General features: G+C 48.9%; 13 protein-coding genes. 3 read left to right on the forward strand and 10 right to left on the reverse strand.

Features of this window, described 5'->3' with window-relative positions:
- Nucleotides 1-57: 57 nt before the first annotated feature.
- Both CWC22_RS20060 and CWC22_RS20065 read right to left on the reverse strand, forming a co-directional pair.
- Nucleotides 58-930 carry a mechanosensitive ion channel family protein gene (locus CWC22_RS20060; protein ID WP_125557171.1) on the reverse strand — a complete coding sequence of 291 codons (873 nt, stop codon included), beginning with the start codon at nucleotides 928-930 and terminating at the stop codon, nucleotides 58-60.
- A 75-nt stretch (nucleotides 931-1,005) separates the two neighbouring features.
- Nucleotides 1,006-1,401, reverse strand: a complete 396-nt coding sequence (locus tag CWC22_RS20065; protein WP_125557173.1) for a DUF4440 domain-containing protein — start codon at nucleotides 1,399-1,401, stop codon at nucleotides 1,006-1,008.
- Between the two features lie 142 nt (nucleotides 1,402-1,543).
- On the opposite strand from CWC22_RS20065, the gene CWC22_RS20070 reads away from it, so the two are divergent.
- Both CWC22_RS20070 and CWC22_RS20075 read left to right on the forward strand, forming a co-directional pair.
- Nucleotides 1,544-2,611 carry a ketoacyl-ACP synthase III gene (locus CWC22_RS20070; RefSeq protein ID WP_125557175.1) on the forward strand — a complete coding sequence of 356 codons (1,068 nt, stop codon included), beginning with the start codon at nucleotides 1,544-1,546 and terminating at the stop codon, nucleotides 2,609-2,611.
- A 172-nt stretch (nucleotides 2,612-2,783) separates the two neighbouring features.
- Entirely contained in the window at nucleotides 2,784-4,256 is a 1,473-nt protein-coding gene (locus CWC22_RS20075; protein ID WP_138537939.1) for an aminoacyl-histidine dipeptidase, read from the forward strand.
- 58 nt (nucleotides 4,257-4,314) lie between these two features.
- Here CWC22_RS20075 and CWC22_RS20080 read toward each other — a convergent pair whose 3' ends face one another.
- The 8 genes from CWC22_RS20080 to CWC22_RS20115 all read right to left on the reverse strand — a co-directional run bounded on the left by CWC22_RS20080 (nucleotide 4,315) and on the right by CWC22_RS20115 (nucleotide 18,270).
- Complete coding sequence (locus tag CWC22_RS20080) at nucleotides 4,315-6,927, reverse strand: glycoside hydrolase family 3 protein (protein ID WP_419144625.1); 2,613 nt, start codon at nucleotides 6,925-6,927, stop codon at nucleotides 4,315-4,317.
- Entirely contained in the window at nucleotides 6,863-8,110 is a 1,248-nt protein-coding gene (locus tag CWC22_RS20085) for a sugar MFS transporter (RefSeq protein WP_138537941.1), read from the reverse strand. The genes CWC22_RS20080 and CWC22_RS20085 overlap by 65 nt, the downstream gene beginning before the upstream one ends.
- Nucleotides 8,111-8,182: 72 nt before the next feature.
- Nucleotides 8,183-11,140 carry a TonB-dependent receptor gene (locus CWC22_RS20090; RefSeq protein WP_138537942.1) on the reverse strand — a complete coding sequence of 986 codons (2,958 nt, stop codon included), beginning with the start codon at nucleotides 11,138-11,140 and terminating at the stop codon, nucleotides 8,183-8,185.
- Between the two features lie 62 nt (nucleotides 11,141-11,202).
- Complete coding sequence (locus CWC22_RS20095; RefSeq protein ID WP_138537943.1) at nucleotides 11,203-13,863, reverse strand: glycoside hydrolase family 16 protein; 2,661 nt, start codon at nucleotides 13,861-13,863, stop codon at nucleotides 11,203-11,205.
- 440 nt (nucleotides 13,864-14,303) lie between these two features.
- Nucleotides 14,304-15,137, reverse strand: coding sequence for a LytR/AlgR family response regulator transcription factor (locus tag CWC22_RS20100; protein ID WP_228553169.1), 834 nt, complete (start codon nucleotides 15,135-15,137; stop codon nucleotides 14,304-14,306).
- A 2-nt stretch (nucleotides 15,138-15,139) separates the two neighbouring features.
- A complete protein-coding gene (locus CWC22_RS20105) occupies nucleotides 15,140-16,255 on the reverse strand; it encodes a sensor histidine kinase (RefSeq protein ID WP_138538026.1) in 1,116 nt (371 codons plus the stop codon).
- A 152-nt stretch (nucleotides 16,256-16,407) separates the two neighbouring features.
- A complete protein-coding gene (locus CWC22_RS20110) occupies nucleotides 16,408-17,775 on the reverse strand; it encodes a leucyl aminopeptidase family protein (RefSeq protein ID WP_138537945.1) in 1,368 nt (455 codons plus the stop codon).
- A 114-nt stretch (nucleotides 17,776-17,889) separates the two neighbouring features.
- Nucleotides 17,890-18,270 carry a hypothetical protein gene (locus tag CWC22_RS20115; RefSeq protein ID WP_138537946.1) on the reverse strand — a complete coding sequence of 127 codons (381 nt, stop codon included), beginning with the start codon at nucleotides 18,268-18,270 and terminating at the stop codon, nucleotides 17,890-17,892.
- 445 nt (nucleotides 18,271-18,715) lie between these two features.
- Here CWC22_RS20115 and CWC22_RS20120 point away from each other — a divergent pair, with 445 nt between their 5' ends.
- Nucleotides 18,716-21,376, forward strand: coding sequence for a TonB-dependent receptor plug domain-containing protein (locus CWC22_RS20120; RefSeq protein WP_125557193.1), 2,661 nt, complete (start codon nucleotides 18,716-18,718; stop codon nucleotides 21,374-21,376).
- Nucleotides 21,377-21,394 lie beyond the last annotated feature (18 nt).

The following is a 21,394-nucleotide window of genomic DNA, read 5'->3' on the forward strand; positions in this document are numbered from 1 at the left end:
ATATTTTACGTTTTACACTCAATAAATACGCAGACACCAGGTGTGCCTGAAGACTTCTTAACGCTTAGGTTGCCTGACGATGGCCAGTTGACCGTCGATATGCACATCACGCTGTGGAAAGGCCACCACAATATTATGCTCGGCAAATAACTCATCAAGGCGAAAGCGCACTTTACTTCTCGCCTGCCTGAGCCCACCTTCGACGGTAGAATTGAGCCAGAAATTGACTTCAAATATCAGCGCGTTGTCACCAAAGTCTTCAAATGTAACCTGGGGCTTAGGATCGTTCAGTATTTCAGGCTGCTCTTCGGTTGCCTGCAGGATCAAGGCTGCCACCTGTTTTGCAGGCGAGCCATACGCCACTCCTACACGCACCGATGTACGCATAAGTTTATCAACCAAAGTCCAGTTGATAACCGTGTTTTCCAGTAATTTACTATTGGGGATAAGCATATGTACCCCATCCACCCGGCGTAAACGAGTTGAACGCGTGTTGATTTTTTCAACGATCCCTTTGGTGCCCTCCACTTCAAGAAAATCACCAATACGAATGGGCTTTTCCCACATCAGGATCCAACCACTGATAAAATTGTTGATGATGTTCTGAGCCCCAAACCCGAACCCTATGGCAATCGCACCTGACAAAAAGGCAAAAGCCGTAATAGGCACATTGATCACATCCAGGATAGTGATCACCGTAATGGCAATGGCCAGGACGTAGCACAGTCTTTGCACCAGATGCACCATATTCGGGTCGGTATTGCCAGCTCTGAGGCGGTTGGTTAATTTACCAACCAGATAACGGGTCAGCCAGATCCCTAATATCAACAGCAGCGGAACAAGCAATAGCTTGCCGACTGTAAAAGAATGCTCAGCGTAAGTGAACAGTGAAAAGTTCAACCATTCGCTCAGTTTATCCAGGTAATACACTATATACCTCTGTCTGTACTCGAACGACGCAGCGCCGGCGAGCTTAGTGGGTTAAATTAAGGCGCACGGTGGCATTTATTCATATTTGAGCTTAAATTCCGGACAAGGTGTTCCCTGGTGGAACATTAATTGCCAATTCGCTCCCTTGTAGCGCCAGATCGACATTCTGACGGAATAATTCAAATTAGAATAGGCATTTCGACGATAAGCAGCATGATAGGTGATCTGGGCCAGGTTTTCGGCGAGCATCTGGCCCTGAAAGTCCTGATTATAAAACTGCGGGACTTTCTCCCTAGGCAACCTGGCCAGTACGTGAGATTTATTAAACATCAACCCGTTAGCCGAAATCTCATAAAAATCTTCATCCAACAGCTGAGCCAGTCGCTGCGGATTTTCTCGCACGGCGGGATCGAGTAACTCGCGCTCCAGGTTTATGAGCATATCCAGCGTATCAAATTTAATTTTTTGCATTATAAACCAAGCAATTAACGCCATCATCTTTTATCAGTCTAGTCAATTAGCCGATTTCGACAAGGGATAATTGGATGTAACGTAAAGCGGTTTACGATATACTATGCCTTAGCCTACTGGTCGGATTTGAATAAGAGATAAAATGAAGTACGCCAAAATAACAGGATGGGGAAAAGCAATTCCCCCCGCCTCTATTAGTAATGACGAACTAAGCAACATTGTTGACACTAATGACGAATGGATCAGCACCCGAACGGGCATTAAATCTCGCCGTGTCAGCCATGTGAGTACCGCAGAGTTAGCAACGGTTGCAAGTAAACAGGCGTTAGCCTGCGCTGGCCTTAAAGGCGAGGATATAGATCTCGTCCTGCTGGCAACCTGCACACCTTCCACTATGGTGGCCAATACCGCATCTTTGGTGCAAAAAAACATTGGTGCCGTGGGTGCAGCTGCCTGCGATACCAATGCTGCCTGCTCAGGCTTTCTGTACGCACTACAAAATGCCACTGCGCAGATCCAGGCTGGTATGATCAAACGCGCTGTGGTTGTGGCAGCTGAGCGTATGACCTGGTACGTAAACTGGGCAAAACGCGACAGTGCAGTGCTATTTGGTGACGGCGCTGGCGCGGTTATTCTTGAAGCCAGCGATGAGCCCTGTGGACTGCTTGGCACTAAAACCGGGTGTGACAGTGAAGATCGTGGCATTTTACATATTGCGAATTACGGCACAGATCTGACCCGCTATGAACCAGCAGGCCCATCAGACTTATCTTTCGAAGGGCGAGAGATTTTCAAACGAGCGGTCACTGGCATGAGCGTTGCGTGCGATGATGTATTGGCACAGGCAAATTTATCCCTGTCTGATATAGATGTGCTGGTTCCACACCAGGCAAACCTGCGGATCATTCAGGCAATCCAGAAAAAACTCGATATTGCAGATGATAAAGTGATGGTCAATATCGACAAGTACGGTAATACCTCTGCAGCAACCATTGCCATTGCCTTGTGTGAAGCAGTGGAACAAGGGTTAGTTAAACCACACGCAAACATCATGTCAGCCGCCTTTGGTGCAGGCCTGACCTGGGCTGCCAGCTACATAAAATGGGGCGAGCGGGTCACGCCTTTGGCACACAGCGAAGAAACACTGCCAGCCTGTGAACAGTCAGGTGTGGAGTTAATAGCGGATGCCGTCAAGGCATGCCAACAGTAAAGGGCTAATCCCTTTACAGGGCCAGTTTAGCATTCACACTGAATTGGCCTTATCTACTCGACCCTAAACACCTACGAGTGGTAAACTCCCCCCACTTTTTACCCACTTCCCAGCACCACTGAACCGCCAAACGTTCAGGCTGGAAGACAATAGCTCAAATAAGGGGAACCCGGTGTTTAAACCTCATTCCGACATCGCCAATTTGGCGCCTCAGATCGTATGGCAATTCTTTGATCAGATCTGCTCAATCCCACACCCGTCAAAACACGAAGAAGCATTAGCGACCTTTATTGTTGACTGGGCAAAGTCACAAGACCTGGCTGTTCGTCGCGATGAAACGGGCAATGTATTTATCAAAAAACCAGCCACGCCAGGCATGGAGAATCGTAAACCGGTTGTGCTTCAAGCACATATCGATATGGTGCCGCAGAAAAATGACGATACAGATCACGACTTTACCAAAGATCCAATTCGCCCTTACATAGATGGTGAATGGGTCACAGCCCAGGGCACTACCTTAGGTGCTGACAATGGCATGGGTATGGCGTCTTGTCTTGCAGTATTGGCGTCTTCTGACATCCCGCATGGTCCACTGGAAGTGTTACTGACAGTAGATGAAGAAGCCGGAATGTCTGGTGCGTTTGGTCTGCAAACAGGCTGGCTGGAAGGCGACATTCTGCTCAATACCGATTCTGAGCAGGAAGGTGAGATTTACATGGGTTGTGCCGGTGGCGTAGATGCCAGCATGACAGTCAATATTGCGCGTCAAGCTGTAGCAGCAGACCATCAGCTTGTAGAGATCAGTTTAAAAGGCCTAAAAGGCGGCCACTCTGGCGTTGATATCCATACCGGGCGGGGTAACGCAAATAAGCTTTTAGCGCGTGCATTAAAACATCACCTAAGTGGAGTGGACTTTAGCCTGGTGGCCTTTAAAGGCGGTTCACTACGTAATGCTATTCCGCGAGAAGCGTATGCAACTATCGCCATCTCACCTGCGCAGCGCAGTGTACTTGAACAGCGCCTGAGTGAGTTTGAAGCTGTTCTGAGCAATGAGCTAGGTGCCATTGAAACCAACTTGACGTTTGCAGTAAACGACACAGACAGCACGCTTGATGCAATGTCAGAACAGTCTAAACACAGCCTGCTTGCGCTGCTCAATGCCTGCCCGAATGGTGTTGTACGCATGAGTGATGATATTCAGGGCGTGGTTGAAACGTCACTTAACCTGGGTGTGATCACCACACAAGCCGACAAAGTAGAAGTGCTTTGCCTGATCCGCTCTTTAATTGATTCAGGTCGCACAGATGTCGAAGGCACACTGAGTTCACTGGCAAGCCTGGCTGGCGCAGAGATTGAGTTTTCAGGTGCATATCCTGGCTGGAAACCAGACCCGGACTCAGATTTAGTGCACATTTTCCGAGATATGTACGAAGGGATTTATGGTAACAAACCAGATATCATGGTGATCCACGCGGGACTTGAATGTGGCTTGTTCAAAGAACCTTACCCTGACATGGATATGATTTCTTTCGGTCCAACCATCAAGTTCCCACACTCGCCTGACGAAAAAGTGCATATTGCATCGGTTGGCTTGTACTGGCAACAAATGCAGGCATTACTGCAGAATATTCCTGAGCGCGACTAATATCGCTCAATGATTGGTTCAGGCACCTTACGGTGCCTGAACCATGTTAAGCCAAGTTTTAATCCTGACATTGGAGTGTAGCCTGCTTATCACCTGCCGGCATTATACTGATATCACTAAACGACAAGCTCATACTGCCAGTGGCAGACAGTTCAAATGGCATCACCATTTGATCAAACTTCACGCCCTGGCTGGCAAAGCATTGTAAGTCTATACTCAGCACTTGCCACTGCTGTGCTTCCAGCTTGTTCAGCTCAGCGCCAATATCAACCTGAGCCCGACAGCTTCCTGGCATATCTCCTTCACTTTCACAGTGCATACCAACAAATGCCTGGTCTGCAACCGTGTTACCACGTTTTACGGTCATACTGAGCACACCACCCCCAGCCTGGTAACGAGCCAGATCTTCTCTGAAACCATTGCCACTGACAAACTGAACACCTGCTTTCATGCCCTGCCAGTCAAGCCGAAAGGCATCTTCCTGGATTTCCTTATCTATGGTTCTGTAACTCAGACTAGACAGCGTCATACTGCTTGCGGTGACAGCAAGATTTTGCTTACCTGAGAACAGCCTCAACTGCCAGGGTTGCTGAGTTTTACCGTTGAAAACCTCATACACATCAGAGGTATTCAGCGCGGCACCTGTCTCCTCAGGTAAACTGTTGCTCAGCGGCGAGGACATGCCATAACTCAAACCAAAACCGTAAGGAAGCAAAGGCGCATAATCCTGGTCGAAACGATTAACCGGCTTACTTGGATGGGCTGGCCAGGAGAAAGACAGACGACCAGTGAAATCATACTGTATCTTGCCCTCGCTGTTTTTCAGCAAAACATCGGCAACGGCTTCGCCCTGCGAGCCAGGCAGCCAGGCGGCCACAAAGGCATCACTGGCGTTGAGCTCCGGGTTAACCCACATAGGCCTGCCACTGATAAACACAGAGACCACAGGAATACCTTGCGCTTTCAGTGACTTTAACAGAGCCAGGTCTCGCTTATTACCATGCTGATAAATCAAGGTTTCCCGATCACCATGCCCTTCGGCATATGGCTCTTCACCAAATACCACAATGGCCACGTCAGGCTTGGTTTTATACTGGCCATTTTCGCTGAGCTCAACCTGACCTCCCGCCTGGGTTATCTGCCGGGCAAATCCGTCGTATATAGACTGACCACCTGGAAAATCCGAGTTCTGATTATTGGTACCCTGCCAGGTGATAGTCCAGCCCCCTGATTGTTTACCAATGTTGTTGGCAGCATCACCGGCTATCAAAATGCGCTGATTGGGTGCAAGCGGTAATAACTGTTGATTGTTTTTAAGCAAAACCAATGACTCACGCACCGCCTGGCGCGCAATATCCCGGTGTGCTTCGTGACCTATCAATTGTGTATTGTTAGCATGTGGACGCTGTGCCGGGCTGGGCTTATCAAACAAGCCTGCGCGAAGCTTCACCCGCAAAATACGACTGACAGCATCATCTATGCGCGACATAGGAATGATGCCCGCTCTGACCTGTGCAATGGTGTTCTCAAGCAGAGGTTTCCAGGCATCGGTAGGCACCATGTAGACGTCCAGGCCCGCATTCACAGCCTGAGGGCAATTGTCATTACTGCAACCGGGTATTTGCCCATGGCCATTCCAGTCGCCCACCACAAAACCATCAAACCCCATTTTGTTTTTCAGCACGTCGGTCAGCAGATATTGATGTCCGTGTATCTTCTCGCCCTGCCAGCTGTTAAATGAGGCCATCACCGATTGTGCCCCTGCCGTGAGACCGCCCACATAACCCTGAGCATGAATATCAAACAGCGCCTGCTCAGAGTCGACATTGTTACCCTGATCGTCGCCTTTCACGGTGCCGCCATCACCCAAGAAATGCTTCACGGTACTGATGACCCGGTCATCGCCCAAAAAGTCCTCGCTGGCATGCCCCTGCAAGCCATGTACAATGGCTGCGGCGTATGCTTTCACTATCTCGGGATCTTCCGAATAGCCTTCATAAGTACGACCCCAGCGATCATCACGTACTGTTGCCACTGTGGGCGCGAAGACCCAATCAATGCCCGTGGCCATCACTTCTTTTGCCGTTGCCTGGGCAATTTGTTCAATCAGTTTGGGATTGTTGGCCGCCCCCAGCCCAATGTTATGAGGAAACAAGGTTGCCCCGATCACGTTGTTGTGACCATGGACCGCATCGGTCCCCCACATAGTAGGAATATCAATACCATCTAATGAGTCATCTACGGATGCCTGATACATAGCTTCTGCCAGATCAACCCAGTCTTTAACACTGGCATGCTTGTTGTTCCCGGGAAATGCTCCGCCACCATTGAGATAAGAGCCAAACCCGTAGCGCCGCATATCTGCTACCGTAATGTCACGGATCTCCGGCTGGATCATCTGCGCCACTTTCTGCTCCAACGTCATCTTGCTAAGTAGTACCGAAACCTGGCGCTCAATTTCAGGGTCCAGGGCCACCTCAGAGTGAATTTTGGGCCAGATATCAAGCCCTTTCTTAACTTCCGGCGAGGGTTGCCCGGCACCACATGCGGTTAAGATACCGGCAGCTAGTACGCTGAGTGAAATCTTGGTTGTTGTTTTCTTCACTTTACTTCTCCGTAGGTAGCAATACAGGTCGGTGTCCTTTGAGCCCAAAATAACCGATAAATACATAACACAATGCCGGTAGCAGGAACGACAACTGTACGCCAGATGCATCAGCTAACATCCCCTGTAGCAAAGGAATAATGGCACCGCCCACAATCGCAAGACATAACACGCCAGCACCATGGCTGGCGCTCTCGCCCAGCTTGTCGATTGCCAGGCTGAAAATGGTTGGAAACATAATTGAATTGAACAGGCCGACGGCCAATACAGACCACATCGCCACACGGCCTTCGGTCACGACAGCGACGCACAACAGCACAATGACCATAACCGCATTGAATGCCAGCACTTTACCTGCTGCGATTTTTTGCATCACCAGTGCACCAATGAAACGTCCGACCATAGCCCCGCCCCAGTAATAGGCGATAAGCTGTGCTGCCTGTGCTTCATTAAGGCCGGCAATACGAGGGTCGTGTAAGAAATTCACTAAAAAACTGCCAATCGCCACTTCTGCCCCGACATAGAGAAAAATCGCCACGGCCCCAAGCTTAAGGTGTTTATATTGCAGTGCTTTTTTTAATGACGGTGCACCTTGCGACTGTACACCCAGTGATGGCAGTTTGATAAAGGCAAAGACAATGGCCAGTATCGCAAGGGTGGCCGCTATCATCAGATAAGGAAATTGCACCGCAGAAGCATCAGCATGTGCCGGCTCGCTGCTGCCTGAGAAAATAAGCCAGGCACCAAAAAATGGCGCAACCGTAGTGCCAAGCGAATTAAATGCCTGTGTCATAGTCAGGCGCGACGAAGCTGTCCTGGCAGGCCCGAGCGCACTTACAAAAGGGTTGGCGGAAACCTGTAACACGGTAATACCAGAGGCCAATACAAACAACGCGCCTAAAAATAACCCATAAACACCGAGCTCAGCGGCCGGATAAAACAACAAACACCCAATGCTTGCGACACTCAGGCCAGTGATGATGCCTTTTTTGAAGCCAATCCTGCCAACCAACATACCGGCTGGCACAGAAACGATAAAATAGGCACCGAAGAAGCAAAACTGCACCAACATAGCCTGTGTATAAGTTAAATCGAAAGCCCCTTTAAGATAAGGGATTAAAATGTCATTTAAGCAGGTAATAAAGCCCCACATAAAAAACAGAGTCGTCAGCGTAAACAGCGCAAATCTGTGCGCCTGAGCGGATTGCGACTCATGCTTGGTATCCAGTATCACGGATGAACTAGCCATAACGAATTTCCAAAAAAATATTACCAGCAGGCTCTGGTCCTGCTTAACGCAAAAACCAGAGCGGGTTCAGAATTAATTAAACTTATATCGGAAGCCCAGTGCATACCTGGGGCCGTATTGGCGGGCGAACAGGAATTGACGCTCATAACGACCAAAGCCTTGCTCGGTTTCATCATTGAGGTTCACGCCCTCGAAGAACACCGTCAGCTGCTCTGTCATATCGTAGTTGACGCTCATATCCCATTGACCAAAGGCCTTGGCAAATTGCGGCGGGTTGTCGGAAGATCCCTGATCCTGGCCGACTCCGATCAGGTACTCATCACGCCAGGCATATGTCAGCTTCACAGACAGTCCTTCAAGCTCATAAAACACCTGAAAGTTTGCCGAGTCACTGAGCCCGGTAAGCGGGGTTTGTTGCTCCAGACTGGCAACATCGAACTCCACATCACCATTTACAAATGTCGCGTTCACCCCGACGCCAAATCCGGTTTCGCCGAACAGGTGCTGCACAGCCACTTCAAAGCCATCAACTGACTTGGTATCGGGCGCATTGAATGGCCGTGTAAAATCCCACACTATCAAAGGGTCATCGGCGTTTGGCGTAATATACCCCTGCTCATTGAGGGTTGCGCCATTGGCCTGCATCTGGGCAAAAATGGCATCATTCGTGGCCTGCTCACCCCGGCTTTCAATATCGGCAACGGCTTGCAACCATCTGGGTCCCTGATAGATGTCGTTAAAGCCTTCAACAGTCGTTGAGTTTATCTGACTGCCAATGAAGTTTTTCACCGACTTATCGAAGTAACCAATGGCTGCGTAACTGCCCTCGGCGTAATAATACTCGAGGCTGAGGTCAAAGTTAGTCGACTCAAATGGTTGTAAGTTGGTATTGCCTTCGCTGGCATTGCGAGAGCCAATTTTAGGGCTATTTGACAGACTCCGCCCGCCAACCAGATCTCCCAGTGGTGCCCGCGAAATGGTTTTGCCCCAGGACATTCGGGCAACCAGCTCATCAGTCACATCCACGCGTAAGTCCACCATAGGCAGAACCACATCATGTTCGCCTTCCACGGTAAAGAAGGCATCGCCATCAGGTAAATACTGGGTATGCCACTCACTGCCGCCTTTCCACCAGACAGCAGTAGGCGTAGGCTGGAAGGTGTTGCTGGTCACATCGGTTTGCTCGTAGCGAACACCTGCGTTTATCTGTACCGGATAATTGGCAACCTCAAATTCCCAAAAACTTGTCAAGTAAATACTGCTGGTTTCCTCCGTCACGCTTTCTCGCGATAAGGTCCCCATGTCGTGATACGCCGTAGTCGCAAAATAATCATTGCCACCGAGTAATTCATTGGTCAAAAAGGCTTCAGAGCGAGCGGCAACCTCATCGAATTCAAAGGTATAGTAATAGTGTGGCTGTAACGCACTGCCGCCACCATCAAATGCATTTAAAAAGTCACTGGTATCATGTTGGGTAAACATGCCATCGGGGAATAATTCCGGCCAGGCAGGATTAAACAGGAACCCACCTATCAAGCCACTCCAGGCATTCGATCCGCTCATTTCCTGCTCTGTGCGAGCCACACCAAATTTTATGTTCACCAGAGCCCAACGGTCACTCAGATTTTCCCAGACACCATCGAGCTGTAACTGTTCGACGGTTGCTTTGCCCGGAGAGTGTACAAACTGACTAAAGTGAGAGTCGATTTCACTGGCTGCCAGCTCATTGGTGCCATTTCGCCACAGAATTTCAGCGTGCGGGATCTCACCGCTGCGAAAATCGTAGCGCTTGGTCGTTAACTGATCTGAGCCCAGTACCAGCGTGCCTTCACTACCCAGACCGGCGTCTGCGCCATTATCGGTTTCACTTTGAGAATCATGATAGTCCAGACTCAGACTCAGAGCATCACTGGCTTGCCATTGAATATTAAAACCGACTGAGCGCTCTTTCACTTCAGTAGTGGAACGTGAGGCACTGAAAGACCCGTCGTTACCGCTGATATCGGCATACACAACGGTGCCGTTCTCATCCAGTTCATAGCCGTTGATATTACCGCCGTAGTCGTTCCACATACCCCAGGAAATCGCATTCTTACCGGTAACAGACTTAGTCCCGGTATAATCCAGCGTCATTACAATGTCATCAGTGGGCGCATACTGGAAAACAACCTGACCGTTGGTTCGCTCGCGCTGTAAATCACTTATTTGATAGTTCATATCCCGAGGGAAAAAATAATCACCTGCGGGCACCCCTTGATCGTTTACAGGGCGATTGTCTGTGACGCTGTCTGCTTCAAGGTTAGTTGGTAAATCGACATTCGCCTGCCACCCCTGGATATTGGCACTTTGCTGTTGAAAGTCGCGGCGATGGTGGTTAATGGTAAAGCCAAACCCGACTGTGTTATCCAAAAATGCATTGGAGTACAAGGCTGAGATCTCTGGCGTAACGTCATCGCCTGCGACATTTGAAGAATCGTGGATTGCTTTCGCTGAAAACGACATTTTCTCAGCACCACTGTCGAGAGGGCGAGCAGTAACAATATTCACCGTCGCACCTAACCCGCCTGTCGGATTGTCAGCACGCGCTGTTTTATAAACTTCGAGCGCCGAAACCCCATCGGATGACAGGTTTTCAAAATTATAAGAACGGCTATTACCCGTTCCTGGCATTTGTCTGCCATTGAGTGTTACCAGATTAAAGTCCGGGCCGAAGCCACGTACGGTGATCTGACTGCCTTCACCATTGCTGCGACTCACTGCCACACCGGTAATGCGCTGTAAAGACTCAGCCAGGTTGGTGTCGGGAAATTTACCCATTTCTTCTGCTGAAATCGCATCCACCACACCAGACATATCTCGTTTGACGTTCATAGAGCGGATCAAACTGCCCTTGATGCCACGAATTTCTATGACTTCGGGCGTTTCCTCAGCAACCTGCGGCTCAGCTTCCTCAGCCTGTACCATTGAAGTACCAAGCACCGCACCGATCAGAATCGCGACATGTGAGAGTTTATAATTTACTGTATTCATAATGACCTGCTTGAATAATTTTCGCTGTCTGGGCGTGGCAATGCCACGCCATCGGTTTGGTTTTATTGCGCTGTGATCATCACATTATCGAGCCGGTATACAGCTCCTTCACCCTGCCCCCAGGCTGGGTAAACCATGATGATGTCAATGCCGCTAACATTCACCCCACCATCCTGCAGTGTCTGAAGTGGGAAAGTATAGGTCTGCCACTGGCCAACCTGAGGCGCCACAGCCTCCAGACTGTCGGTCAGATTAAGCTCCAGTGCAAAACTGGCATCCAGCGCTTCTATCTTAAACTTCCAGGGCGCACTGCTATCATTGGGCGCTGTCACTACTTTAAGATCAAACTGAACCGAGCCCTTTTCCAGATAGGGTGATGCATCAAGATAATGGCCGTCTTCAGCAAACAGCCCCATCACAGTAGGCTCGGCGCCAACTTTAAATTCCGCTACCATGCCCTGAGTCATATCATCATTTTCAAGCGAAGGGGTAGAGCCACCACAACAATCCCACAGCGACCATTTAGCTTTAACGTCATCGGCAAATAGCACTTCACCAACAAAGTCATCCGCCTGATTCGGATCGTAAATTTTCACGTTATCTATACGGTATACCGCGCCCGCGCCCAAGCCCCAGCTGGGAAAAACCATCAAAACGTCAATCGCACTGATGTCCAGGCCAGCTGCCACCAGGTCCGTTAAAGTAAATGTATAGGTTTGCCACTGGCCGACTTCGGGAGCTGTTTGCTGGATACTCTCATCCAGGGTCAGTTCAGCAGCACTTTCCGCGCCCACTGATTCAGCTTTGAAGAACCAGGCTGCAGTGGCGTCTTGTGGTGCACTCACCACCTTCATATCAAACTCAATCACGCCGTTGGACAGGATAGAGGAGGCATCAAATGGTGCCGCGCTAACCCCTTCGGTTGAAATAAACTCTTGTCGGGAAATAAACCCCATCACCGTTGCTGTATCACCGATCACAAACTCTGCAACATTGCCGTGCGTATCATCGTCCAGCTCAACCGTAGGTAAAGAACCGCCACAACAATCCCACATTGGCCAGGCAGGATTTTCGCTCTCTTCAAACACCACCAATGCAGTGGCTGTGTCTGGTGTCACAATCGCAACATCTGTGACGCGATAAACTGCGCCTTCGCCACTGCCCCACGCCGGGAAAATAAGCAATGCATCAATACTACTGATATCCAGCCCCTGCTCAGCCAACATCTGTAACGAGAACGTGAAGGTTTGCCATTGCCCAACCGCTGGCATTACCCCTTCTGCGCTTTCAGACAAAGTAAGTTCAACTGCTTTTTCTCCGTTTGCGCTTTCTATTTTTAACATCCAGGGCGCCTCTGTATTCGCGGGCGCAGAAGTCACTTTCAAATCGAAACGCACAACGCCGGACTCAATCAACGAAGAGGCATCGAACGGGCTGGGACTACCACCAGCATCAGACGCCATCGGATCTCGAGAAATAAACCCATTGACCGTAGGCTCACTGCCCACGCTAAATTCGACCGCCATGCCAGCAGTGTCATCTTCGACTAAAGCAGGAACGCTGCCGCCACAACAATCCCATGCTGGCCAGTCTTTATTGAGCTCACCGTCAAAGATTTGCAGACTATCCCCTGAAGTCGCAGGCGGCGGTGGGCTGGGCGCTTTACCTTCAACCAGTGCATCATCCAGTGAATCCCATCCGGCGCGGATCGTTTCGCAGCCTTTGCCTGTTTGCGGGTTTTGCTGACATTGATAGACCCGGACATAATCCACTTCAAAGGTTTGCCCGTTTGCAAAGGCATCAGCATCAACGCCCGTTTCATTAACCGCTTCAGGCCAATTGCCACCAACAGCCAGGTTCAGGATAAGATAAAAATTTTGATCAAACGGTGCACTGTCCCAGTGTGTTACCAGCTCACCGCTGCCCTGATCATGATACTCGGCAAACCACCCCCGGTGTTTCAGACTAAATACGTTGCCGTTACTGTCATACAGGGGCTCAGACTGTCGCTGCGTGGCATAAAGATAATCATCAACATACCAGCGTATCTCTCCCTGTTGCCATTCTACCGCATAGGTATGAAAGTCATCGGCCGGGTTCACACCATCCGGTAAGCTATGCGCTTTACCAGAGTGAACGTTGTCAGGCCAATCCTTGCCATAATGTAAGGTCCCGTAGACATGGGCCTCAGGCATGCCATCCGCATCTTGTGCTTTGAGGTTCACCGCTTCAACTATGTCAATCTCGCCTGATTTAGGCCAGCCACCATAGACTTCATCGGTTGGCAGCATCCAAAATGCCGGCCAGCTGCCCTGCCCGCTGGGAAGTTTCGCCCGCATTTCAAAGCGGCCATATTTAAAATCCGCTTTGTGTTTTGTAATAAGGCGCGCAGATGTATAGGGCTGTTCAGCATCTTCCGCAGCGCGAAGCGCAACTATTTTCAGTGTTCCATCGCTAACATACGAATTGACTGCATCATCGGTGTAGCATTGACGCTCTTCATTTCCGCCACCCAGGCAGTTCACTTCATGCGTCCAGTTTTGAGTATTGATTTGTGTCTCATCAAACTCATCTTGCCAGACGAGTTGCCAGTCAGAGACCGGTGTCTGAGGATCCGTTTTGCTCAGATCAGTGTTGGTTTTAGCGTCGCCGCCACAGCCAGTTAAACCGGCTATCGCAAGCAAGACACCAAGACTGGTGAAGGATTTTGCAACTTTTATCATAATGTGTGTTCCAACTAATCGAACCGATTGTTGTGTAGCGCGGACCTGTTCTTTTTACAGTCTGGCACAGAGCCGCTGTACTTGTTATTTGCAATCAATCGCACCCAGGTGCAGCCAGTTGCAATGTCCGTACTACAAAGAATGAGCAGCGAATCGGAGACCAATTCGGTCTGCTCCTGAGGCTATCCTGTTAAATTAACCTGAATGTTACAATGGAAACGCGCCATCACGAGCGACTGTTGCGACACAAGAACGTGGGCCACAATAGTGCACGACAAGACGATACAAAAATAAGATGAAAGGTTAGCCTTTTGTTTTTCTTGGCTTTTGGAGGGTATCGGGTACATACATATTGCACCAAACCATATAGTCGTTGCACCAGAAGGGGTAATACTTCTGGCGCCCCACTGATATTTCTTGCTTGTACTAACGCGAAGCAACTAGCTCAACGTTTTCTTTTTAGCAACAAATTGATGTAATGCCTGACTATAGTTGCGACTTACTTTGAGTTCAACCTGGCCTTTAAGCGTCACCAGACTCTCGTTATTCCGCATGGGTTTAATCGCAGTGACATAACTTAAGTTAACTATGGTCGACTTGTGGATCCGGGCAAACAGGGTTTCATCCAGCAAAGTCTGTAACTTTTTCATGGTAATGCGCAGGACATGAGTTTCTGACTCAGTGTGCACGCACATGTAATCGCCGGCAGCATCAATCCAGCGGATTGTGTCCATCGGAACAAAGACCTGCTCATTATCGCTGTTTTTAATAACCAGCTCTCTGTCCTGCCTGGCTGGTAACGGGCTGCCCGTTTCCAGCCAGGACTCTAACTCAGCCACATCCAACCCGGAAGTCTTTGTCAGTGCCTGCAACAGGCGGTATTTTTCCTGCTCGGCCTGACGAGGCTGTCGACGCTCCAGGATCCGAGTCACCGTTTTTTGCAACCGACCCAGGTTCGCGGGCTTCAAAACATAGTCAATGGCATTAAGCTCAAAGGCTTCGAGGGCGTAATCACTATAAGCACTGACAAAAACCACCATAGGCAAGACATCGGCCTGTATCGCCTGAACCACTTCAATGCCATTAAGCCCGGGCAACTGTAAATCCAAAAACAGCACGTCCGGACTCAATTCATGGCACAAACGGATCGCATCATCGCCATTTTCGGCCTGACCAATCACTTCTATTTCGGGGATTTTAGCCAGCCTGAGACTCAGCCCCTCCAGCGCAAGGGGTTCATCATCCACTATGATGGCGCTCAGTGGTTTTGTCATGGTCATTCAACCTCGTATGGTAGCACTAAGGTCACGGTATTTCCCCCGGCTGTATTTTTATTCAAAGACACTGTGAAATCACCGTTATACATCACATCCAGTCTGGTTTTAGCATTGTTTAGTCCTATGCCAAATCCTTTAACGGCCCTCTCATCAGAGCCTGTGCCGCAGTCTGAAATCTCTATAACGAGTTGCTGTAATTGCCGCTTTGCCGAGATTGTAACCTCTCCTCCCTGTTTACTTGGCTCAATAGCATACTTAATAGCATTCTCAACAACAGGCTGGCATAACATATTCGGCACCAATGCATTCTGAGCTTGCGGTTCAATATCATAGCGAACAGACAGGCGATGTCCAAAACGGACTTTCTCAATCGCCAAATACAATTCAATCAACTGAATTTCTTCTTTTAACGGGATTCTGCTGCCTTGCGTGGCCTCGAGTGAGTGACGGAAAAAGTCACACAGCTTATCGAGCATTTCTGATGCCGCGTCGTTATCCTGTTTCAGGATCAGCGTTGATATGGCATTCATCGTATTAAACATAAAGTGCGGATTAAGCTGATAACGCAGCATCTGTAACTGCGCATCCTTTGCCTGGGTCTGCGCTCTTAACAAACGTTCATGCTCTTTTTGTAGCCGACTGTTATACAGCATGATAAAAAATATCGAGGTCCAGACAAACATAGTGGTCAAAGAAAACAGCAACCAGCCACCAAACTCCAGCATGGTCCAGGCCTCGTTCCAGCGTTGATCATGGACGATAACTTTATAGCTGGCGAGCTTAATGATGTTATAAATGAGTCCCAGCAAGGCTGCAAAGAGAAAACTGATAACCAGGGTGCGCTGCAAAGGCTGATGAATGATTTTTCGAATAAAGAGCCACTGCAACAGGGAGAGCATAAAGCCGCTAAGGCTTTCGACCCCCAGATTTATGATCTGCCCGGCCAGGTTAAAACCGGGCGCGTCAAACTGAGGCTGAATGATTGCCAGAAACACCACAGCCGCATAGCCGAGCCATCCGGCAATTTGCAAGCTCCAAAACTGTTTCGACAAATGTGGCAATGCTGATGATTCAGGTTCAAGCGGTGCCAGTTCAGATTGTTGAGGTGAAAACACAGACAAAATGGTACTCAGAATAAGGGCCTAACCTCCGATACTCTAAGACTTTTTAAAATTATAGCAACCGAGCCTGTCAGTTTTCCCTGTTTAGAAACGCGAAAAAAGGGCCACAATGGCCCTTTCATCACTTTGACATTTGTCAGAGCAAATTACGACGCGTAACGCTGCTCAAGATACGCAAACGTCGCTCTGAGGCCAAGCCCTTCACCGCCAACAGGTCGGCCAGGCAAGGCGCGTATGTTCCACGCCATCACATCAAAGTGCACCCAAGGAGTCTGTTCAGGTTCTACAAACTCTTTCAGATACAGTGCAGCGGTGATTGAACCACCAAATGGCGTAGAACCACAGTTTGCCATATCTGCAACGTCGCTCTTAAACAGAGCCTTATATTGATCGAACAAAGGCAGCTGCCAGATTGGATCCTGAAGCGCATTACCTTGAGCAATCATACCATTGGCCACTTCCTGATCTGTGCTATAGAAGCCCGGCAACTCAGTTCCCAGCGCTATCCGGCATGCACCCGTCAAAGTGGCGAAATCAATCAACAGATCAGGACCATCTGCCTGTGCTTCTGCCAGTGCGTCACACAATACCAGACGACCTTCGGCATCCGTGTTGTCAATTTCAACTGTCAGACCCTTACGCGTCTGGATCACATCACCCGGACGAAATGCATTGCGCGACACAGCATTCTCAACTGCCGGGATCAATACCCGCAGACGAACAGGCAATCCAGCCGCCATAATCATATGAGCAAGACCCAACACGTGAGCAGCACCACCCATGTCTTTTTTCATATTGCGCATGCCGGAAGCTGGTTTGAGATCTAAGCCACCCGAGTCAAAACAGACACCTTTACCGACCAAAGTCAGCTTGGGAGCGTGTTCATCACCCCAGCTCAAATCTAGCAGGCGTGGCTTGTTTTCACTTGCTCTGCCAACCATATGAATCGTTGGATAGTTATGTTCCAGTAATTCGTCACCGACGATTTGAGTAAACTGTGCACCAAATTGCGCCGCCATCTCTGTGCAGATTTCAGCCATGTGTTGCGGCATCATGTCCGCCGCTGGCGTGTTGACCAAATCTCTGACCAAGTAGATGGCATCAGCTTGATCCTGCAATTTTTTCAACATGGTCTCTGATTCAATCGCCAGCTTTGCGCTCGGCGCAGATGCTTTCTTGTATGCATCAAATGTGTATGCACCTAGCAGGTAACCAAGCGCTGCCTGTTCAACAAATGCCTCATCACCCTGCAGCTGATAGGTGCCTTGCGGTAACTGAGCAGGTAGATCACCAGCCAGCCACATATCATCCAGTGAATCGACCAGACTGAGTACGGCCTGAATGTCGCCGCTTTGAACGTCTGGGATCAATAACGTTTTTTGTGCTTTCTGTCTGGTGGCCAGCGTGATGCTCTTGGCTTGTGGCGCATTTTCCTCTAGCCATTCGCTAAGCTGGTATTCCTTTATGAAATGTACCGGTATTCCTTGTGATGAGTGAACAAGTAAATTACTCATACGTGCCTCTTGAATTACATAAACCTGACAAGAGAATACCAAGGTGGGAAAAATATTTCACTCACTGGATGCACAAAGCACAGTAATAAACTAGGAACAGTTATCTGCTGACTCTTAATCGGCTGATTTGTTGGAGTTTTTAGGCTTTTTACCTAATGAGAATGAGCTGGGTAGCACATCAACCCCTAACCACTGGCCGAGCTTAACAATCAGCGGAATGGTAATAGGCGCAAAAGGTAATAAAGCAAATACCCCAAGGCCCAGGCCCTTCAAAATATCAAAAAACTGATGATTTGCCGCCGCCAACTCTTGCTTAGACACTCCGCCCTGAGGGTATCGCTTGTATATGTCCAACATCTCTCGGGTTTCTTGCTTTTCCTGAGCCAATGCTATTTTCAAACCAACCAAAGCACGTCGGAGCTTTATTTGTTGACGCTTCTTACTGATCCTTGCAACTCGAATGGGTGCTTTGTGTACTACTTTAATTAATCGCATTAACATTCTTGGGAAATCTTAGTATCCCCAATATTAGCAGAAATAAAAACGAGACGTTAGCATACGTAAGTCTGATCAACAGCCCCTAACCAATTAGTCGAATACCCGCTTGGCAATAACATATGAGCGAGTTAGATGAAGAATACAACAGTTCACATTTTAAACATCTCGACAAAAAAACCCGCCAGAGTGCGCAATAATGACATTTTGGTGAACATCTTTCATGCTGAAATGTACCTTAAAAACCCCCAAAAAAGATTGTTTTTTGTACCACAAACAAAAAGTTATTGAAAAATTTGACCTAGTAAAATTCACTGCTACCTTTAAAGGTGCAGTGAACATATTTGCAATTATCTTTAATAACTAGTACACATTAAGTTAATGCGAGATGTGCAACTTGTGTATATTGTAAGAAATGACAACATATAATAACTGGGGAAACAGGATGAAACTACAGACAAACGCGCTAAGTCGTGCGATTAAATTTGCATTAGCGTCAACAGCAACAATGGGGTTGGCGGTAACCAGCGTACAAGCAGAAGAGGCCGATGCCGGTGCCGAAAACAAAAAAATAGAGAAAATCGCGGTGGTAGGCTCACGTGCAGCACCACGCTCGGTTGGTGACTCTCCCGTCCCTATCGATATTATCGGTGGAGACGAGATAAGCAAAGCCGGTGGCGATGACATGCTGGAATTGTTGAAGGGGTCCGTTCCTTCACTCAACGTTCACGCCAATCCTATCAGTGACGCAGCCAGCCTGGTACGCCCAGCAAACCTGCGTGGCCTGCCAGCAGACTCTACTTTAATCTTACTCAACGGTAAACGCCGTCACCGCTCTTCCGTTATCGCCTTCCTGGGCGGTGGTATTAATGATGGTGCTCAGGGTCCGGATATTTCCGTAATCCCCAGCATTGCACTCAAACAAGTGGAAGTACTGCGTGATGGTGCTGCGGCACAATATGGTTCAGACGCCATTGCCGGTGTATTGAACTTTGTACTTAAGGATGCCTCTGAAGGTGGTAGTGTTTCCGTCAAGCAAGGCCAATATTATGAAGGCGACGGCGACACAACAACCATCGAAGGTAACATAGGTCTGCCCTTTACCGACCAAGGTTTTGCTAACCTAAGCTTCCAATACAAAGAAGCCGATCCAACCAGTCGTAGTGTTCAACGCCCTGACGCGCAAGCATTTATAGATGCGGGTTTACAAGGTGTTAGAGACCCGGCTCAGGTTTGGGGTGCACCAGAAATCAAAGACGACATCACACTGTTTGGTAATGTCGGTCTTGAACTGACCAACGATTCTCAGTTTTACATGTTTGGTAACTACTCTGAACGCGATGTAAAAGGCGGGTTCTATTATCGTAATCCAACAACGCGTCCGGGTGTTTACGGCGGTGTGGTCCGTAATGTCGACGGTGCCCCTGCACGACGCCACCTGACAGACGAAGCGCAACAAGCAGCCTGGGATGCAGCAAACCCAACGATACTAGTTGGTTCGTTGGATGGCTATGACCAACAGCTGAATTGCCCAGTGGTTGAAATCCAGGCCAATGGTCTGCCGGATCAAGCTGCTCTAGATTCACTTGCAGCTGCCAACTGTTTTGCATTTAACAACATCCTGCCTGCAGGCTTTACGCCGTTCTTTGGTGGCAACATTACTGATACTTCTTTGACCATTGGTACTAAAGGGGAATTCACTGATGGCTTCCTCAAAGGCGCCTACTACGACTTTAGTGGCTCGGTTGGCCGCAATGAATCACGCTACTTTATTACTAACACGGTCAACGCGTCGTTGGGTCCGGACACGCCAATGGAGTTTAGCCCGGGTAAGTACATTCAGCTTGAGAAGAATTTTAACGCCGACTTCTCTAAAGGGTATGATTTTGACCTGGCCTACGATGTTAACGTCGCGGTTGGTTTTGAATGGCACGAAGAAACGTTTGAAGTGATTCCGGGTGATGAAGCCTCATTCATCGCGGGGCCATTAACGACCCAAGGGTTTGGTATCGGTTCGAATGGTTTTCCAGGCTTCCAGCCTTCAGCTGGGGGGGAGTTCTCGCGTCGTAACTACGCAGCTTACATCGATATCGAAACACCATTCACTGAAGAGTTTTTAATGGGTTGGGCACTGCGCTTCGAAGATTATGACTCGTTTGGCTCAACAACCAATTACAAAGTAACCTGGCAATATCATGTTACCGAAGACATTGCATTACGTGGCTCTGTCAGCTCAGGCTTCCGTGCTCCAACAGTCGGCCAGGCAAATGTGAGTAACGTACAAACCAACCTAAGTAGTGGTGTATTGGTTGACTCGGCGCTGCTGCCACCTACTAACCCAGTTTCCCAGATCCTGGGCGGTACCGAGCTTCAGCCTGAAGAGTCGCAAAGTTACACATTCGGTGGTGTTTATCAATCAGGTGACTGGTTCCTGACGATTGACTACTACAACATTCAGGTAGAAGACCGTCTGAGTCAATCGAATAAGATTGATTTGACCCAGGCACAAAAAGAAGCTTTGAAAGCAGATGGTGTACCTAACGTCGACAGCATTGCGCAGGTATCCTTCTTTACCAATGACTTCGATACCACAACTCAGGGTGTTGACGTTGTTGCTAACTACTCTATGGACCTGCTAGGCGGCTTTGCCACTTTCAGTGCTGCGTATAACTGGAATGAAACTGAAGTTGACGAGTTTTCTGTCATCACAGGTGATTTCAAGGTAGCCCGTCTTGAGAAAGACTTGCCACAGCACCGAGCAACCTATACCTGGACGCAACAATGGGAAGAATTCTCAGGCTTCCTGCGCTACAACTACTATGGCGAATATCAGGGTGTACACGTCGACTATGATGCTACCGCTATCATGGCTGACCCAACATTCACATTCGATGCCGAGTTGACTTACTTTGCAACTGAAAATATCAGCCTGACGGTCGGTGCTAACAACATCTTCGACCAGGATGCTGAGAAAGTGGTCGACTTCCTGGAAGGTGACAACACAGAGCTCACACCTTCAAATACTTGGGGCGGTATCTACTACGAAACGTCTCCATTTGGCATTAACGGTGGCTTCTACTACGTAAAAGCAACATACACCTTTTAACGACTTACTGTAACCCAG

The sequence above is a fragment of the Pseudoalteromonas rubra genome, assembly GCF_005886805.2.
Classification (GTDB): domain Bacteria; phylum Pseudomonadota; class Gammaproteobacteria; order Enterobacterales; family Alteromonadaceae; genus Pseudoalteromonas; species Pseudoalteromonas rubra_D.

Bases quoted from the DNA above. Each gene is read 5' to 3' on its own strand.
- CWC22_RS20065 (WP_125557173.1), bottom strand. From the start codon at position 1,401: ATGCAAAAAATTAAATTTGATACGCTGGATATGCTCATAAACCTGGAG.
- CWC22_RS20070 (WP_125557175.1), top strand. From the start codon at position 1,544: ATGAAGTACGCCAAAATAACAGGATGGGGAAAAGCAATTCCCCCCGCC.
- CWC22_RS20080 (WP_419144625.1), bottom strand. From the start codon at position 6,927: ATGTATTTATCGGTTATTTTGGGCTCAAAGGACACCGACCTGTATTGC.
- CWC22_RS20085 (WP_138537941.1), bottom strand. From the start codon at position 8,110: ATGGCTAGTTCATCCGTGATACTGGATACCAAGCATGAGTCGCAATCC.
- CWC22_RS20090 (WP_138537942.1), bottom strand. From the start codon at position 11,140: ATGAATACAGTAAATTATAAACTCTCACATGTCGCGATTCTGATCGGT.
- CWC22_RS20095 (WP_138537943.1), bottom strand. From the start codon at position 13,863: ATGATAAAAGTTGCAAAATCCTTCACCAGTCTTGGTGTCTTGCTTGCG.
- CWC22_RS20100 (WP_228553169.1), bottom strand. From the start codon at position 15,137: ATGACAAAACCACTGAGCGCCATCATAGTGGATGATGAACCCCTTGCG.
- CWC22_RS20110 (WP_138537945.1), bottom strand. From the start codon at position 17,775: ATGAGTAATTTACTTGTTCACTCATCACAAGGAATACCGGTACATTTC.
- CWC22_RS20115 (WP_138537946.1), bottom strand. From the start codon at position 18,270: ATGCGATTAATTAAAGTAGTACACAAAGCACCCATTCGAGTTGCAAGG.
- CWC22_RS20120 (WP_125557193.1), top strand. From the start codon at position 18,716: ATGAAACTACAGACAAACGCGCTAAGTCGTGCGATTAAATTTGCATTA.